This is a genomic window from Pseudomonadota bacterium (assembly GCA_039193195.1).
Lineage (GTDB): Bacteria > Pseudomonadota > Gammaproteobacteria > Steroidobacterales > JBCBZW01 > JBCBZW01.
Genome location: JBCCWS010000070.1, coordinates 1 through 16,655, shown reverse-complemented (window position 1 = coordinate 16,655; position 16,655 = coordinate 1). Strand labels below are relative to the sequence as shown.

15 protein-coding genes are annotated in these 16,655 nt (G+C 61.1%); 3 read left to right on the top strand and 12 right to left on the bottom strand.

Features of this window, described 5'->3' with window-relative positions:
• Positions 1–136: 136 nt before the first annotated feature.
• The 7 genes from AAGA68_26040 to AAGA68_26010 all read right to left on the bottom strand — a co-directional run bounded on the left by AAGA68_26040 (position 137) and on the right by AAGA68_26010 (position 8,573).
• Positions 137–706 (bottom strand): hypothetical protein, encoded by a 570-nt coding sequence (locus AAGA68_26040; protein MEM9388530.1) that lies wholly within the window; start codon positions 704–706, stop codon positions 137–139.
• Between the two features lie 41 nt (positions 707–747).
• A complete protein-coding gene (locus tag AAGA68_26035) occupies positions 748–1,317 on the bottom strand; it encodes a PEP-CTERM sorting domain-containing protein (GenBank protein ID MEM9388529.1) in 570 nt (189 codons plus the stop codon).
• An 831-nt stretch (positions 1,318–2,148) separates the two neighbouring features.
• Positions 2,149–4,857 (bottom strand): tetratricopeptide repeat protein, encoded by a 2,709-nt coding sequence (locus tag AAGA68_26030; GenBank protein MEM9388528.1) that lies wholly within the window; start codon positions 4,855–4,857, stop codon positions 2,149–2,151.
• Between the two features lie 29 nt (positions 4,858–4,886).
• The gene (locus AAGA68_26025; GenBank protein MEM9388527.1) at positions 4,887–5,480 is read right to left on the bottom strand and encodes an ECF-type sigma factor; all 594 of its coding nucleotides are present in this window, start codon (positions 5,478–5,480) and stop codon (positions 4,887–4,889) included.
• Between the two features lie 228 nt (positions 5,481–5,708).
• Complete coding sequence (locus AAGA68_26020) at positions 5,709–6,557, bottom strand: hypothetical protein (GenBank protein MEM9388526.1); 849 nt, start codon at positions 6,555–6,557, stop codon at positions 5,709–5,711.
• Between the two features lie 299 nt (positions 6,558–6,856).
• Positions 6,857–7,027: a hypothetical protein gene (locus tag AAGA68_26015; GenBank protein ID MEM9388525.1), complete on the bottom strand. Its 171-nt coding sequence runs from the start codon at positions 7,025–7,027 to the stop codon at positions 6,857–6,859.
• 1,042 nt (positions 7,028–8,069) lie between these two features.
• On the bottom strand, positions 8,070–8,573 hold the full coding sequence (locus AAGA68_26010; GenBank protein MEM9388524.1) for a GCN5 family acetyltransferase: 504 nt from the start codon (positions 8,571–8,573) through the stop codon (positions 8,070–8,072).
• Between the two features lie 752 nt (positions 8,574–9,325).
• Between AAGA68_26010 and AAGA68_26005 the strand changes: the two genes are divergently transcribed.
• Positions 9,326–10,435 carry a hypothetical protein gene (locus tag AAGA68_26005; protein MEM9388523.1) on the top strand — a complete coding sequence of 370 codons (1,110 nt, stop codon included), beginning with the start codon at positions 9,326–9,328 and terminating at the stop codon, positions 10,433–10,435.
• Between the two features lie 671 nt (positions 10,436–11,106).
• Here the strand turns inward: AAGA68_26005 and AAGA68_26000 are convergent.
• The 4 genes from AAGA68_26000 to AAGA68_25985 form a co-directional block, all read right to left on the bottom strand.
• Positions 11,107–11,715, bottom strand: a complete 609-nt coding sequence (locus AAGA68_26000) for a hypothetical protein (GenBank protein MEM9388522.1) — start codon at positions 11,713–11,715, stop codon at positions 11,107–11,109.
• A gap of 188 nt (positions 11,716–11,903) precedes the next feature.
• Positions 11,904–12,485 (bottom strand): hypothetical protein, encoded by a 582-nt coding sequence (locus tag AAGA68_25995; GenBank protein MEM9388521.1) that lies wholly within the window; start codon positions 12,483–12,485, stop codon positions 11,904–11,906.
• Between the two features lie 222 nt (positions 12,486–12,707).
• On the bottom strand, positions 12,708–13,187 hold the full coding sequence (locus AAGA68_25990) for a hypothetical protein (GenBank protein ID MEM9388520.1): 480 nt from the start codon (positions 13,185–13,187) through the stop codon (positions 12,708–12,710).
• A gap of 450 nt (positions 13,188–13,637) precedes the next feature.
• On the bottom strand, positions 13,638–14,396 hold the full coding sequence (locus tag AAGA68_25985; protein MEM9388519.1) for an SIR2 family protein: 759 nt from the start codon (positions 14,394–14,396) through the stop codon (positions 13,638–13,640).
• Positions 14,397–14,567: 171 nt separating this feature from the next.
• Here AAGA68_25985 and AAGA68_25980 point away from each other — a divergent pair, with 171 nt between their 5' ends.
• Together AAGA68_25980 and AAGA68_25975 are read left to right on the top strand one after the other, a co-directional pair.
• Positions 14,568–15,326 carry a helix-turn-helix domain-containing protein gene (locus AAGA68_25980; GenBank protein ID MEM9388518.1) on the top strand — a complete coding sequence of 253 codons (759 nt, stop codon included), beginning with the start codon at positions 14,568–14,570 and terminating at the stop codon, positions 15,324–15,326.
• A gap of 141 nt (positions 15,327–15,467) precedes the next feature.
• A complete protein-coding gene (locus AAGA68_25975) occupies positions 15,468–15,728 on the top strand; it encodes a hypothetical protein (GenBank protein MEM9388517.1) in 261 nt (86 codons plus the stop codon).
• Positions 15,729–15,923: 195 nt separating this feature from the next.
• Here AAGA68_25975 and AAGA68_25970 read toward each other — a convergent pair whose 3' ends face one another.
• Positions 15,924–16,343, bottom strand: a complete 420-nt coding sequence (locus AAGA68_25970; GenBank protein MEM9388516.1) for an SRPBCC family protein — start codon at positions 16,341–16,343, stop codon at positions 15,924–15,926.
• Between the last annotated feature and the right edge of the window lie 312 nt (positions 16,344–16,655).

Genomic DNA, 16,655 nt, shown 5'->3' with positions numbered 1-16,655 from the left:
CTGCATGAGCGACCCCAACACTCGGAAAACGCCGGCCTCAACCCTGAGAACGCCTCACAGGCACTCGCTCAGCTGCGGTCAACGCCCTACGATCTCATCTCAGGGGCTCAACGCCACACCTCATGAATAAAGCAGGCTAGGCGCTTCGTGTCGACCTCTCTGCTCCCCACCTCGATCGAGAATGCCAAAGGGCGAAGAGACCCACCAAACCCAGGAGGGCGCCGGCGGGCTCGGCCACCGTCTGGGGTGCTGCCACGATGAAGCCGGATACCAGACTTCGATTCGTCACGATTCCGAAGCACGCGGGCGTGCCTGCGCAAGTCCCCTCGAAACTAAATCCCGTGCCACCGGGCACGTCCACCGCCGGGAGCAAGGCGATGGTTCCGCCGGCGTCCGTCATGTTGGTGGACAGTTCGAGAGCGAGCACACTGAGGCCATTCACGGCTACTGCATCTGCGGCGAAGCTCAGTAGATCCGGTCCGCCACTACTTTCAGGGTTCGTCGCGATGTACGTATCCTGTGCTGTGGTGATGTCAATGTTGAAGAACTCTTCGCTAGCCGCATCAAACGCAAAGGATCCGGAGGCAGTGCCTCCATCGGAGAAGATAACGTCCTGGAGTGTCCAGGTGATGGGCATGGCGTTGGCGGTTGTTGCAACCAATAGCGCAGCCAGTGCGGCGCAGCTGAGACGTAGGTTGGTGTTCATTAGGGTCTCCGGTGATCTAGTGAGTTCGGGCAGTGGATGGCTTAGGCGCTCGTTTCGCGTTGACGGCTCGCTAGAGCTCTTCCCGGTGCGGCCCTAAGCAACATGGTCGCGCCGAGGCCGAGGAGGGCGAGGCTGGAGGGTTCGGGCACCGCGGTCGCAGCGCCCACGACAATCTCCCATCGCCAATTCGAGAAGGCATTGGGCACGCCGCCGCTGTGCGCGAGGCGAAACCGGTAGGTGCCAGCGACGTCGTACGGGCTGCTCAGTACCCGAGCCACACTGTCTTCATCAATGAAGTCGGATAGGAAGAGATTGCCGGTTGGTCCGGCGACCGAGTACGAGACACTTGTGGGGTTGCGTCCCCCGTCGCGATGATCGCTGATGATCAGTGCGATCGAGTGGATCTGCAGTCCCACGCTTAGAGATAGGAAGAGCGTATCGTCATCGCTCTCGAAGAGACTCCCGCTCGCAGTGTTCAGGCCGACGTCGAGGTTCCCCAGATCTTCGAAGTCCAGCACGTCTCCGTTCTCGGTGAAGTCGATCGGGGCGGCGGCTGCGGTACCGACGATCATCGCGACGGTCATCAGGAGTGAGGTGAGTAGGTTATTCATGTTGTTCTCTCAAAGCGGAGGGTCTAATGGTGATGGTGTTGGCGGCGAGACTCGCTCGGGATCGCGCATCCAAGCGGTTCCTCTTCGACGCCCAAATTGCTCGCTTCGCAGACGGCGACCCCATCCGGTGGTGTCGCCTCACCCACGTTTAGGATCGGTGGCCAGGTGGCCTGCCCTTCATCCCCGCTGCATTCAGTGAAGTCGGGTTGCCCAAGGGAGCACTGTGCGGGAAGTGACGCTGAGGGTTCGTGGGGACCATGAAGTGGTGCTTGAACTTGCACGTGCGCGAGTTGCCGTTCAGCAGCCGATTGAGCCCGCAAGCTTGCGTGGGTAGGGACAAGCTGCTGATGTGTGCGACGCACTGTGCTTTGGGGCGCTTGTGCCGGCGCGCCGTTGCCGGCGCCCCGCACGCGCCAGTAGACGCACGCTGGGCACGATTCGTTTTCGCCACAGCAGCGCCCGGCCGCGGTACACCCGTGGGGCTTGGATACGGCACTGGCAACGCTCGCTGGGGGCATCGAAGCCTGCCCCGCCCCGATGGGCAACGGAGCCGTCGCCCGACGGAACCGGTCAGTCATATGGGCAATCGTGTGGTGGAGTGCGCTGAAGTGCGCCGCCAGCAAGCGCGTGAGTGTGGGGTGCCTGAGTGTGGTCACGTGGATCGTCCTTGGTCGTGGTCTCGTGCTTCGATGACAGGGACGGCAGGCACGCGTTGGTGCTCCGCCAGCGACGTAGCGCGCTTGGCATTCCGGTCCCTTATCCCCCTTCGTAGTGAGGCGGCAAAACCCTTCACGGGATGGACTGGCGATTTTCGGGCGGTGGAGTGAGGGTCTATTGCGAGGGGCTGACGGTGCCGAGGCGGGCCAGGTAAGGACGGGCCATATCGGGTTTGCGCCACGCCTGATATAGGTTGACGAGGCGCTGTACCGTCGCGTCGGCGCAGCCGGGGGAGAAGCAGGTTGCGTCCAGCGTTTCGAGGCTTGGGCGAAGCAACGACTCCGCTTCGGCGAAGCGGCCCTCGGCCGTGCGCAGGGCGCCGAGCGGGCTCGCAATCACCGCCACCTGCAGGTGGTCATCGCCGAAGCGTTCACGACGGATGGCTAGCGCAGACTCCAGCAGGGGAGCCGCTTCGGTGTATCGGCCCTCATCGAGAAGCAGGCTGCCGTAGCCGAGGAGCGCGAGGGTCTTTTGAGGATGGTCGGGCGGGAGGTTCGCCTCCATCCACTCGAGCACCTGGTCGTAGGCCGCCTCGGCGCGGGCGGTTTCGCCCCGATCGCGCATCACGTCCGCCAGGCTCAGGCGATCGCTGTAAGTGTTGATGTGGTTCTCGCCGAGCGCTTCCAGCTGAATGGCAAGCGCGTCGCGAAAGAGCGCCCCCGCTGCCTTGAGATCGCCCCGGTCGTGTTTCACCCTGGCCAGGTTGCGCAGGCCGGTGGCCACGCGCCAATGGTCATCCCCCAGGCGAGCGCGCTTGATGGCGAGCGATGCCTCCAGCGAGGTCTCCGCGTCGTCGTACTGCCCGAGTTCGCGCTGCACCAGTCCCAGGTTATGCAGGGCCGAGGCCACGCGCGGATGATCTGCGGGCAGCTGCGTCTCGTAGGCTCGAAGGGTGTTGCGAAACAGCGGCTGTGCCTCCAGGTAACGCCCCTGGCGCCACAGGATGAGGGCGTAGTTGTTCATGCTCACGGACAGCTCGGGGCTGCCGTCGGGATACGCCGCCCGACGGATGTCGAGGGCGCGCGCATAGTGCCCCTCAGCCGCGTCCAGGCGCCCCTGCTGTCGTAGCGACTCACCGAGCCCCGTGAACACATCGCTGGCGATGAGCTCATGTTCGAGGCCGAGCTGTTGGCATTGCTTGAGGGCCTCGTGAAACAGCGCTTCGGCTTGAGTGAAGCGCCCCATATTGCGGTGTACTTCGCCAAGGCCGTAGAGGCTCGCAACGATTTCCTGGTGGGGCGTCGGGTGAAGGCGCGAGGCCAGGGTCAGCGCCCGTTCACGCAGGGGCAGTGCCTGGTCGAATTCCCCCATGCTGGTGAACATCTGACCAACGGTTTGCAGCACGAGCAACTGCACTTCGGGCTCGTCCTCCAGCTCGACGACCCGGGACGCACGGCGCTCCATGAACTCGTTGACGGTGATCGCCTCGGTGCGCTCGGCCTGCGTGGAAAAGGGCGATGACGCCGTAAAGAGGTCGACGAGAAACGCCGAGACGCGCTCCGCCTTGCGCGCCTCGATTTGTGCCAGATTGCGCTCGGCGGTGACGCGCACCGTGTAGATCGCCACGAACCCAACCACCAGCAGCACCAGCACCGTGGAAAAGCCGAGGGACACGGGGTGGCGGGAAGCGAACTTTTGCGTTCGGTAGCGCAGGGTGTCAGGTCGGGCCGCTACGGGGTGTCCCTGGCGGTAGCGGCGCACGTCATCGAGAAGTTCTTGGCCGCTCGCGTAGCGTCGCTCCGGTTCCTTCGCCAGCGCCTTCATGACGATGGCGTCCAGCTCGCCAGCAATGCACCGACGCAGCTGGCGAGGTGTGGTCCTCCGCCGCGCCGCGAGTCGCTCCATGCTCGCGCCCGCGGGCGTTACCGATGCGCGCGTGGTCGTGACCGACGGGCGCACCGGAACTTCATCGACGATGCGGCGTTCCATGACGCCGAGAGAGTGACCACGCAGACGATAGGGTCGCTGTCCCGAGAGCAACTCATAGAGCAGCACACCCAGTTGATACACATCGGCAGGCGGCCCGATGGTCTGGCCCAAGATCTGTTCAGGCGCGGCGAAGTCTGGGGTCATGGGCGCTATCCCCGTCCGCGTGAGGGGCATCGACTCGTCTTCGTCCTCCGCCACCAGACGGGCGATCCCGAAGTCGAGTAACTTCGGCTCCCCTGTCGCGGTCACGAGAATGTTTGAGGGCTTCAGGTCGCGGTGCACGACGAGGTTGCGGTGCGCGTAAGCCACCGCCTCCAGCGCCTGCTCGAACAGGGCAAGGCGCTGTGTCACGGACAGCTGCTCGTCGTCGCAGTAGTCCGTGATCGGCTTGCCTTCGACGAGTTCCATCGCAAACCAGGGGGAGGTGTCGTCGGCGACGCCGGCATCTACGAGCGCCGCGATGCCGCTGTGCTGCAAGCGTGCCAGCACCCGGCGTTCGAGCATGAAACGCGAGCGAGCATCCTCGCTGGCGAGTCCGCCTGCCACCAGCTTGAGCGCCACGCGCTTGCCCACATCCGGGCGCTCCGCCAGGTACACGACGCCCATGCCGCCGCTACCGATCTTCTCTATTAGCGCGTAGGGTCCGATGGCACGGCCGACCATGGCGTCATCGGCGCTCGCCGGGTCCGGCAGCATCTCGGACAGCTGTCCGAGCGTGGCGTCGAAGAGCGAGCTCGACTCCGCATCGGCGCTCAGGAGCGCCATAACCTGCTTGTGTAGTGCCTCGTTTCCCGCGCTGACGCGCAGCAAAAACGCGCTGCGCTCATGCTCTGGCAGCTGCAGAGCGGCGTCGAAGAGCGAGAACACGCGCTCTTCCTCACCCCCGGTATTCACGCCGTTCCCTGTTCATAGCGACGCCTAAGTCACAACTTCGCAGTCATAGCGGCCATCAGCCAGGCCTTGGCCGACCGCCAGTCGCGCTCCACGCTCGAGAGCGAGACGCCCAAGGCTTGGGCTGTCTCCTCCGCCGTGAGGCCTCCAAAGAACCGATAGAGCACAACGTCCGCGCGACGAGGGTCGATGTGCTGTAGGCGCTCCAGCGCCTCGTCGAGGGCGATCAGTTGGGCGGGACGCACGGGGGCCGCATGAAGGTTCTCGTCGAGTGTCACTGGCGCATCGAAGCCCCCGCGCTTGTCCGCAAGTTGCTTGCGTGCCGCGTCTACCAGGATCTGCCGCATCGCCCGGGCCGCCGCGCGGAAGAAGTGTCGGCGGCTTTCCCATTTCATGCCTTTGGCGGGCACTAGCTTGAGGTAGGCCTCGTGCACGAGGGCTTCCGTGCTCAGCGTATCGCTTGCGCGGCCGCGGCGTACGAGGCTGGCGAGGCGCGACAACTCGCGGTAGACGTGCTGGAACAGGGTGCCGAGTACGGCCTCGTCGCCGTCCCCGGCGGCGTGGAGCAGGGAGGTGACGTCCGGTCCGTCGGTGGGGTCGGGCGGGGGCGGGCTGGTGAATGACATGGGGGCGGTCGGTAGGCGCTGCGGAAGTGGTAAGGATACGGGCAAAGGGGGATGGTCAGGTACCAGTGGGTGCTCGGCGCCGTGGCACGGGGGATAGTGCCTGGCCGTTGCGCCCGGTCGAAGAGCCAATCAGTGGGCCCCATCGCGGGAGGGCCCGCTCGGATACCCGAAACGCCTGGCGGTGGGCTACGTTTGCTCACTACCAGGGCCCACGCGGGTCGCTCCGTATCAATCCGCTTGAGATGTGCCAGTCAGGAAGTCTCGGTAGTAGTTGCCCATGATGCGCCTCAGGAGCCCATCGGGCACCGTTCGCCGGGCGATGCGAAACTCCGTCAAGTCCGTCTCATCATGAAGCTGCAGGAAAGCCGCGAAATCGGGTGTTGTCAGCATTCGCTTGCGAAGGATCTCTGATGCCCCGCTGATTGCCGAAACGCACACATCTATCGTGATCTGCGCTACTTCCCGTGAGAGATGATTCAGCGCCGCGCCATCGAAGCGGTCGTGGAGCCCATCAAGCGCTTTCTCCGCTGCGGCAAGCTGGCCGTGTACTTCTGTAGATCCTGAGAAGGAGAAGGTCTGGTATCCCTTGTAGCGAAGTTGCTCAATCCTGTAGCCAGAATGCGTGCCGTACGCGGTGCTCTCGGATTGAGCTTTCCGGAGCGCTTGCTGAAATCCATGCTCACAGGACACGCGGTAGTCCAACTGACTACCGTGTGGATCAAGCCATAGAAAGACCGCATATACCGGATCGTCTCCCTGCGACGTCGAGATCTCGTGAGCTACGCGTTTTAGGTCATCGGCGATCAGCCTCTCCAAGAGTGGGAAGTCAAGACTGCTCATGCACCGGAGGACTTCATTCCAAGGCAGTGGGTTTACGACGCGACACTCGCCAAGCAGATCGGCGTACTGCACGCGCAAACGTGACAACGCGGCAGCCTGACCAGGCGCCTCCAGCACGAGCGTTGTGTCGAGTTTCATGGAATGGGGATTGAGCCGGAGTGTCATGTTGCGGATCGGACAGACCGTCTCAAGCGCCGACACTAACTCGCGGAGTCGCTGGTCAGTGTTGCTGGTCAACGTGGTTCTCGCTCAGTCTCGGTGTTTCTAAGTGTGCTAATGCGTCGAACAACTTGCGTGGACGCTGGGCCGCCTGCATTGGATTTCTGGGCAGCAGGGCTGCCCAAGGGGCGTCGATCCACCCGCGAGGTGAGCGGTCTTCCACGGCCGACGCGCACTCACGGTCCTGCTCAGGAATGAGTTGATCGATGGCGCGTCTGCTCGGGCAGCGCTGTCTTGTCATTTGGCTCTCGCCCAGGTCATCACCTGCAGCCAGGCCAGGCGGCGCCGCCACTCGATACCGCGACGCCCAGACTGCGCTAGCAATAGCCAAGGTCATCAAGATCAAACTCTATCCTCTCGCGCCAACGACAGGCCTGCGGAACGGAGGGGTAGCGAAAGCGTTTGACGAGTTCGTAGGCGTTTCGATCGAACAGGCTCGTGTCCGAACTCAGCACGATGATCTGCTCTGGTACACCAGTGCGACTCACGGTGAATCCCACAGTCGCGCCGTAGCGCCCACAACCGCGGCTCCGAGTCAAACGCTGGATTGCATGGGCCGGCACCATCACCTCTAGCCCGGGCGCCGAGGTGGCCACCAGCGGCGACTTGCAGCGCGATACCTGGTGCGAGTTGGAATCCGCACCTCCGAACTCTCGGCTATCAGCAGCGACACGACCACTGACGCGGCGCCGGCAATTCGAGCGAGGCGGGACGCCCCCATGCGGGACCTCCCTACCACCCCGTATGCACCCAACCGTGATGTATCCACACTGTTGCAGCTACGGCAGATGCTAGCCAGCAGCTCGACGCGGTAAACCACCACGTTCGAGCTCGGCGAAAGAGCCAAAGCGAAGCGACCGAGACCACGCCAGCCAGGAGTGGGAGTTCGAGTGCACCGCTCGCCACCTTGTGGGTCGCTGGCAACCAGGACTCTTGGGCGAGGACGAGCCAGATGGCGGCGGGACCAACGATGAACGGAAGGGCGCCGCCGCTCAGATGTAGGCGCCGTCCAACAAGCTGATGACACAGCACGAAGAGGCCGAGAATCCACAGCGCGACGATCAAGTAAGCACAAGCAAATCCCGCGATTGTGCTGGGGTAGAACACTGGGAAGCCCGCTGGATCCGGGTCCGCCCACGGCGGTGATGTCGGCAGCCGGCGGATCAGGACGCAAGCGCTAGCTGCCAAGATCAGAAGCGCTGAGTAGACACTCGCAGCCCCAGGGGATAGCACGACAAGTCTCGCTTGACTCACGAACACCTTCTCACCTCGAACACCAAGGTAAACCCAACTGATCGGGAAGGGGGGAGTGTCGCTCGCGACCGTTGAGGCGAAGCGCTACTGCCCCAATCCTGAGCTCCCCGATTTTCCGTCTTCGCGTTAGGTCTCCAACACTGCCTCGACCAGAGGATGATCTCAAGCCATAGACGATCCTGCTCAAGGTGGGGTGGAAGCTGCCCTCCCATGTTCGCTGGTGGCGCCGATAACTTAGCGCCAAGGCCGCCACGCGGACCGCTACACCCGTCAAGCTTACTTCGCTAAACCGCGCAAGATATCCAATCGATTGGCCGGCGCGTTTGGGCTCATGAAATCTGCAATCGTCGATTGCGTTCGGCGCGGGCGTGACAAGAACTCGACGGGCCACTCGGTGATGCGCTCAGCGCGTATGTGCTCGTACTCGCCCGGCGCCGGTTCATTGATGTACTCGCGTTGTAAGACAAGTGCGAGAGGAGCGTCGGCGCCGGGGTGTTCCTCCGCGAAGGCCGATGCCTGCGCGTACGATGGGAACGCATAGTAGTAGTCGCTCCCGTCCTCCAGGTCATCGGCGCCCCGGTGGGGTGACATCCACACGCGGTACTCGAGCACTTCATCCCAAACGTACCCACCGCCACTCTTACAGCGGGCGGGGTACTTGCCAACTCGCTTAGGGTTCAGTACCGCGGGATATTCCATTGTGTCGCCCTGTCCATAGGAGCGGTAGGTGTTGATGCGAGTAGCGCCGCTCAGGCGACGGCTGGTAGGGGTGCGGGTCAAGCGCACGCCGCGCTCGTTTGTTCGCGGCGGCGCGATGAGCTAGCTACCCGCCTGACTGCGGCTGCGCTCCCCACAACACTACCATCCTCGCTACCTTGCCGGTAACGAAGGATGTAGAGGTCAAGTGGCGCAGTCTCAGCCTGGACCTGCGACCTAGCCCAACGTTGCGATGGCTTGTTCGCTGATCCGTGGGTTCAGCGGTCAGTTCGCGCTTTAGAATTTCTTCGCGTCGGCTACCGATGCCCGCTTAGGGCGGCGTCGAGAGTCACACGCCGTGACGCCCCCAGTCACGCCCGTTTGGTAGAGGCGGTCATTCCTCCCCTCAGTAAGGCGCGCCTGCCGCCTGCCGTCTCCAGTTCCTGGTTATCAGCGGCGACCCTTCTGTCACGAGCTGTTCGCCCGAGCGATCTGGGGACCGCAAGATGCAATGGGATCATCGGCCACCCGGGGTTCCGTCGGCGGTGCAGCGCCGGCCGCTCCTCACCGGCTCGGGCGTACGGCGCATCTTCTTGCGCCATCACGCATTCCAGCGAATCTCCCGAAAATTCAATGACCTCAGGTTTCCATCGGGCGCGCATTGGGTAATCGACAGCGCGGCATCAGGACCCGGTGCGCGCGGATCGCGCAGGGTGCCCCCAGCGGTGTCGCCCTCACGCGCAACGCCGGTGCACGGTCCCGAGTCGTGGGTCCGGCGCGGCCTCACGCCAGTCGACGCACCGCTCACTCAAGTTGCCACCTAGGAGATGGAGTCAATGCACCCAGCGAGTTGGATTTCCGATGTGTCCCAGACCGTATCACGCGCCCTGTTGGCGTGGCTTTTGCTGAGCGCGCAAGCGCTCGCACTGGAGTATGGGGAGTGGATGCTCGCCATCGAGTACAACGGCACCAACCACGGCTTTGCGGACGGCGAGCGCCTAACCCTTGAGGGAGTTGACCTGCCTGGCCCAGAGGAGGCCCTTTCGCAACGGCAGGAGTTCGAGGCGAGTCTCGGCGGGGACCGCCACGTGGTGGGGAATGTCGAGGGTGCGGTGTCGTTGCTCTTGGGAGAGGCCGGGTTCTCCTTCGAGATCGCTGTATTGGCCAGCACCCGGTGTGAGAATGACGGCGGTATCGGCACCTGCGCACGCTCCCTGACGCACAACGGCGAGGTGGAGCTGTTTTTCACCGCGCCCGAGGACGCAGAACTGCGCTTCAGCGGCACCTGGGCAGGCAGTGACGGTGAGGGCGTCAGCCTGGTGGATTTCTTCTCCCTCGAACTCGTGCGCATTACGGGCAACCCGTTCAACCCCCAAGAGTTGGTGGTGATCAACACCAACATGGGAGAGCAGGGGATCGATGCGGGTGCGGTAGATGAGATCGTGCTGCTCGAGGCGGATGAGAGCTACCAGCTCACCGTACGAAACCAAACCGAAGTCGGGGACGGCGCCGACCAGGGCAGCGCGATTTTCACGGGCGCCATCGTCGGTGCCGACGTGCCGATCACCGGCACCGTGCAGGACGTCTCCCTGATCACGGTGGTGTGTCGCAACCTCGAGACGGGGCAGTCCGTGACTGCCAACACCGTGGACGGTACGCAGTGGGATTGCACCGCCGCCGGACTCGACGCCGATGCCGGCGACCAGGTGCGGCAGGTCGCCGTGGGCATCGTCACGTGCGAAGCCGATCCGTGCGACGTTGGCGGTTCGATCATCGGTGTCGAGGGTCAGGTCACCGTGTGCCGCAACTTGGTGTCGAGCGATACCGCTGGTACGCAACTGGTGGACGGGGGCTGGAGTTGCCCCGTCGAGCTGGCAAATGGCGACATTGCCCTACAGATCGTGGTGGGCGAAGCGCTCCCCGGTGCCGCACCCGTCTTGCACTGATCGACCGCGAAGGTGGTGCGGCGAGCGCGACTCGCTACCGCACCGATGGGAAGGTCATCTGTCTAACGGAGAACGTAAGCGCTCCCACAAAGGCCGCGCCACGGTGTACTGGTCGCGACCTGGTCTGACAACTGCACGACCATCGGGGTCGGCAGGTCAGATCAGGTCGCGCCTAGCACACCTAGCTCAGTTAAGGGCCGACTAATCTGTAACCCGTGTCTTTGGTATCTCCCGGACCGCTCACGCTACGCCCCTTGATCCCCGCCTGGCCAGCGAGCGACCACATGCGCCACTACGAACCACCGAGGAGCTTGAGGGTTGCGTGCTGTCAGTTGGGCCGACGATGGAAAGCCTCTATCGTCATAACGTAGTCCGCAGTCATCGTGAGCGAGCCATAGGCTGTTTGTTGTGAAACGAACTGCTCGTCAGCGCCAATCAAGTATCCCATGATGACTCGCCGCGCCCCTGAAGCATCTGCGAACACAGCCTTGAGGTATGGTTCAGGGCGGACCCTCCTGCGCCCTTGCAGCCATTCAGCGCGCTGAGCGTGGATCTCCGCTGCCAAGTCGGCGTATACAGAGTCACCGAAGACCGAGAAATATCCAGACACTCGAATCCGGCGCCGAGCGCTGGGTCACCCACGACGATGCACAGTCGACTCGGCTCAGGGCTCAATCACATTGGATAGTGTTGCTCAGAACTGTCGGACCGTGTGAATACACTGGAATACCCCGGCCTACCACAAGGCGGATTATGCGATCTGCGGCTGCTGCATGATGAGGAAGGGTTTGGCCGCCCTCTCCCTCCTCGGCCTCGTAGAAGTAGTTGGAACTTCCAGAGCGGCGACTCTCGCGGTTGCTAAACTCTGCGCCGTAGAGGTGGATCTCAGATGCACCCATGAAGCTCGCGAGCTGAATTGCTGTGCAGAGGCTCGTTCCGCCTGGGTTGATCGGCCCGTCACCGCGGAACAGGTCTGCGTCTTCGTCCACTCTTCTGATGATCATGTGAGGGTGCGCCGCCTCTGGCACGGCATCTAGGTACTTGGGCCACTCCTCATACTCCTTGCTGACGTATCGAATCTCTTTGGCCCCGACAACCTCCGTCCTGATCTGATGAGGGTAGAGATCCATGTACTTCTCGTTCTCCCGGATCAGTGCTTCGCGCTGCTCAGCCGACGGAAACAGAACCTCCGAGTACACAGCCGAATGCGGCCGCAGAATGTGAACCGTCGACGGAGCTACAGTGCGGTACCAGTGTCTCAGGTGGGCGCCCTTGTACATGGAAAGAAAGTAGTCTCCTCTTCGGAGAAGAGACCCAGCTCCATTGACACCAATCGCAATGGACTCATCGTGGCGAAAAACCAGCGCCGAGGGTGCGGATCCGACTACCGCGATAGGGACAGAAGAGTGGCATCCTTGGATCTTGCTAAGCAACCGGTTGACTCCAAAGCTAGGCGCTGCTGCTCGAGTTACTGGTAGGGGCCGTCGTGGTAGACGATGTGCTTTGGTCGATCAGGGTAGCGTTCCACCGAATCACCCCTGATGCTCGCGATCTCCCATGCAAGCCTAGTCGCGGCATACTCGAACTTCTCGATCTGGTACGTCAGTCTCCCTGTGAACTCCTCCTGCGACCGGATGCTCTTCCCGTAGAAGAAGTCAACGAAGTCCACCAACTCCCGATCTAGATTTCTGACAACTAGTCGGATGTTCACGAATCTCCTTCTGAGCGATGCCGGCACACTCCTTGCTATGTCGTTGTCGAATATCAATCCCGTTTCGAACATACGCGCCTTGTCAAAGTGCATTCGCGCAGGGAGTCCCAGGTTTGGGTCAATGTTGTTGAGAACTTCGATCGTCGCGTTGCAATGGCGCGCGAGGTCGTCTAGTTCCTCGAGTACGATCTTCTTGGATCGACCGCGATCAAGCCACCTTACGATCAAGGGGGCCATTGCTGTCGAAAACGCTGCAACGAACGAGGCTACAAGCGCTGCCGCGGCAGCGATTACGGCCGCGAGGAGGGTTGAATCCAGAAATTGTGACGGATCGATCATTGGTGGCCTGCTTTGCAACTGCTTGTCAATCAGTACCGGCAGAGAGATCTGGGCGACGCTCGCAATCCGCCTTCGCCGCGTGAGAAGACTGTAGAAAAAGGCCGCAGACTAGCCGATCTGGCGGCACCGCTCGGACGAGCAACGCTGGCACATATCAATACTTCTTCCCGCAGCGTCCGATTGGCGAGGGCGTGTCCCCAACATCGCGGATGTCTGCGCAGGCTACTTCGCATCTCCGCGTAGAGCCAACAGCTTGAAGATCTCCCCGAGGAACGTCAGCGCGTTCGCCAACCAGTTTGGCATCACCTCCTCTAGAACTTCCCGGAGGCTTGTCGTGAGAACCTCAACAGCCTCGAACTCCCTGGCACCGCCGATAAAGAAGTTTCGGAGTCGCTGCCAGAACCCCAACGGACTCTCCAGCCTCGATGTGACATCCTTCATCTCGGCCTCCAGGCCGGCCAACACTTTTTCGCTGCCCACGAACACAGCGGAGCGATCGAGGCCATCTGTGTGGCTCGCCGAGAAATCGGACAGCATCTTTTCGAATTCAGGCTCCTTCATGTCAAGGAGACTGTCAATGACAACTATTGCCTGCTGCGTGCTTCCCAGTCCTCTTTGCCTCTCGAGGGACTTCTGGGCCGCCCGAAGGAAGGTTTCCCAAGTCGAATAGAACGTCCAGTCAGAGTTTCCTTTATCGGCCACCACATTCTCCTTGGGTCAGTAGGTCGCCTAACGCCACAGTTCTGCTGCGTTTGAGGCTGCCGCCGCGCTGGCGACAGCCGGCGTGGTGGCAGGGTCAAGCGACCGCAGCAACGATTTGTTAGGCGGCGCCACTGCGAAGCGCCCAGCATGCAAGCAATGGACCGACCGACGACTCTGTGGCGACTGCGCGCTGAATCTCTTGAGTCATACCCACATTCTACCCCACCGCAGCGTTCGTACCATCAGTTCACCGAAGCGCTCGAAACAAGCCAAATACTGATCCGAAACAGGCACCCAATGCTCCGTGCCGCCTAACGAAAAAGGTAGCTGAGCTGGCGGTTCAGCGAAGCTGACGTTGACACACCGGAAGTTGTGAACGAAGGAAGCAACTTTGAAGAACCGAATGGCGAGCCAACTCCGGTTCACCGCATGGTTATTCCGTCGTGTGGTTCATGGAAGTTGTTTACCGAGTTCATCGAAGAAATCGTCCGCGTCCATATCAAGGACTTCGATATTTCGTCTATCCAAGACTTTCGTGCGCACGTCATCGTAGTAACCGACAGCGTATGCCTTACGCGCCCATGGACCTCGCTTTCGTCGAATGCGGGCGAGTAGATGACGAACGTGTTCGTCACCAAAACCGTATCCGACAAAGATGACTGTATTGTTGCTGACTAGCTCGCCAACCTTGTCTTCGATCATAGCATGAGTATCAAAATATGATTCGTAGTCATCTGTTGTTGCAATGAGTGAAAGGGGCTTATCTGCCGAGCCGTGGATTTTGAGAAGATTGTGCTGGTCGTAGTTGAAATTTGGAGCATCGGCGTCACTAGATAGCACCTGATATCCTTGACCAGCCTTTTTGTAAGCTTCTTCGAATAGTAAGTCCCAGTTTGTCGTGACAATAAACCGAAATAGTCGTACGGCAGTCTCGTGGCTTGTCTGAGGCTGGGCGTTTTGCGGGATCAAGCCTGCAAGTAAATTCACGAGAGATGTTCGATCATTTAACACGGCGTACTCGTCGCACGCAGTCTCAAAGCTCCGCGAATCGTAGTCATACGAGTGATAGTCTCGTTGGATTTGCTCGCCGACTTGCTCCTTGATGTAGCGTCCGGCAAAGCCGAGCGCCTTAATCGAGATCCCTGCTCCGGCAAAGAGCACCGCTTGACGATTCTCTACGGCGTCGATCAAGTTGGCTGGTAGTGGCATGGCTTCTCCTACGGAGTAACGTTGCGGCCGCTGGAGCGGCTTGTTAGGCGGGTAAGTTGTACGGTCCACACTCATAGGTAACACTTTCGTCAAGAGACATAGGTAACAGCTTCTTCCAATCTTGGGCGCACCGCAAGGAGGTGCCCCATGCCCTGGAGTGAGACTTCACCTATGGACCAGAAAGTACGATTCGTCTCCGACTACCTGCGAGGCACCTTCACCGTCACTGAGCTCTGCCAGCGCTACGGCGTCAGCAGGAAGACCGGCTACAAGTGGATCGACCGCTACGTCAGACGCGGCCCAGAAGGCCTCGAGGATTACTCCAAACGCCCCTACACCAGCCCTACCAAGACACCTGATGAGATCGAAGCGCTTATCCTACAGACTCGAAAACGCCACCCCAGCTGGGGCGGCAAGAAGATCCTTCAGTTCCTGACCCCGCGCCACCCGAAACTCGACTTCCCTTCCCGCACGACGGTCTGCAACATCCTCAAGCGACACGGTGTCGCAGCAGCACCCACCCGACGGCGCAAGCCCGGGCACCCGGGCAAGCCCGATACCTCATCCCTCGGGCCTAACGAACTCTGGGCCGCCGACTACAAGGGCGAGTTCAAAACCCGCGACGGCATCTACTGCTACCCACTTACGATCACCGATGACTACAGCCGCATGCTCCTCTCTTGTCAGAGCTTGCTCTCCACCAAAGTCGTCGATGCAAAGCGCGTTTTTACCCGCATTTTCCGCGAGTATGGTCTGCCAGCCCGCATCCGTACCGATAACGGCGTCCCCTTCGCTACCAACACGCTAGGACGACTCTCCAAGCTCTCCGCCTGGTGGGTCAGGCTTGGAGTCATCCCCGAGTTCATCCAGCCAGGCCGGCCTCAACAGAACGGTCGACACGAACGCATGCATCGGACCTTGAAGCGCTAGGCCACACGTCCTCCTGCCGGCAACCTCAACGCCCAGCAGCGCAAGTTCAACACCTTCGTCAACGAGTTCAATCACGAGCGCCCCCACGACGCCCTAGACGGCAGAACACCCGCCCAATGCTATGAGCCTTCAAACCGTGAGATGCCCCACAAGATCCCACCTATCGAATACCCAGATCGCTTCGAGGTAAGACTAGTCTCTGCCAATGGCGGGATACGGTGGAATCGCCAATGGGTCTGCGCTTCCACAACGCTGGCTAGCGAGTACATTGGCTTTGAGGAGATCGACGATGGCGTATGGGACGTGTGGTCCGGGTCCATCATCATCGGTCGATTCCACGAGCGCATGAACCGCATCGAAGATGCATATGGGCGGATCATGAGGCAGTATAAAGCCGACTAATCTGTAACCCATGTCCTTGGACGATAGTGTTACCTATCTCCCGGACCGCTCAAGTCTCGACGGCCTCATGGTGCTCCTTGACTACCGAGACTTGGTCGTCCCCTATGCACTATGGGCCTCCGACTGGCTACCCCTCTCATCTTGGAACAGGAAGGCGCAGCTTACTGCCGAAGCCATCTCACCACGAAGAAGCCCCTACCGGCGATCTACTGCCGCCCTTGTGAGGTGCTGATACAAAGCGGAGATTCGCCTACTGTGAAGGCTCCAGCCCCCCAGCCAGTACACGCTTAGGTACCACCCCGCCTTATCCAGCACGCCGTCGTGCTGGATTGTTTGGCGATAGTTGATCCTGGTCGCCAGGTCGTTGAGCTTTGTGAGAGCGAACTCATCTCCTCGAATCGCGATCTTTCTGAAGGGCTCGTAGAGGACATCGTCGATGTAGACGCTAGCACCATTCCGCTGGAGAGGCACGGCGCCGCTCACGCCGGGGTCGCGAGTACTAAGTTCACCATAGGTCCAAGTGCCATACATCCAGTGCCGCCAGTTTTGGGGATCTTCCATTTCGCGCCACACCGCTTCAATCGATAGCGGCACGTCGATGTGCGACTGGAACACGCTCGGTTTCGACAGCCACCTATACACTGGATACAGGGCTGCGACCCCAGCAAGTAGCGAAACAACTGAAACTAGCGCATCAATACCCAGCTACCTCCTCAACGCGCTGCCTAACGCTCTAGCACAGATGCGCTTGAGGCGAGTGCCGCTCCGGCGGCAGCCGGGGTGGCACTCGGGTCAAGCGACAGCTGCTGTGATGGGATGGACTCCTCCCGCCGATTTTCGGCATCAATGTGCCAAGCTAGTGCTGTCGAATTCACAAGCGATACGCCAGGAGGAGTCCAATGCAGAAGCTTACGACGATCGCCGTTG

Coding starts and splice junctions, on each gene's coding strand:
- AAGA68_26040 (MEM9388530.1), bottom strand. CDS start 706: ATGAACACCAACCTACGTCTCAGCTGCGCCGCACTGGCTGCGCTATTG.
- AAGA68_26035 (MEM9388529.1), bottom strand. CDS start 1,317: ATGAATAACCTACTCACCTCACTCCTGATGACCGTCGCGATGATCGTC.
- AAGA68_26025 (MEM9388527.1), bottom strand. CDS start 5,480: ATGTCATTCACCAGCCCGCCCCCGCCCGACCCCACCGACGGACCGGAC.
- AAGA68_26005 (MEM9388523.1), top strand. CDS start 9,326: ATGCACCCAGCGAGTTGGATTTCCGATGTGTCCCAGACCGTATCACGC.
- AAGA68_26000 (MEM9388522.1), bottom strand. CDS start 11,715: ATGTACAAGGGCGCCCACCTGAGACACTGGTACCGCACTGTAGCTCCG.
- AAGA68_25995 (MEM9388521.1), bottom strand. CDS start 12,485: ATGATCGATCCGTCACAATTTCTGGATTCAACCCTCCTCGCGGCCGTA.
- AAGA68_25985 (MEM9388519.1), bottom strand. CDS start 14,396: ATGCCACTACCAGCCAACTTGATCGACGCCGTAGAGAATCGTCAAGCG.
- AAGA68_25980 (MEM9388518.1), top strand. CDS start 14,568: ATGGACCAGAAAGTACGATTCGTCTCCGACTACCTGCGAGGCACCTTC.
- AAGA68_25975 (MEM9388517.1), top strand. CDS start 15,468: ATGCCCCACAAGATCCCACCTATCGAATACCCAGATCGCTTCGAGGTA.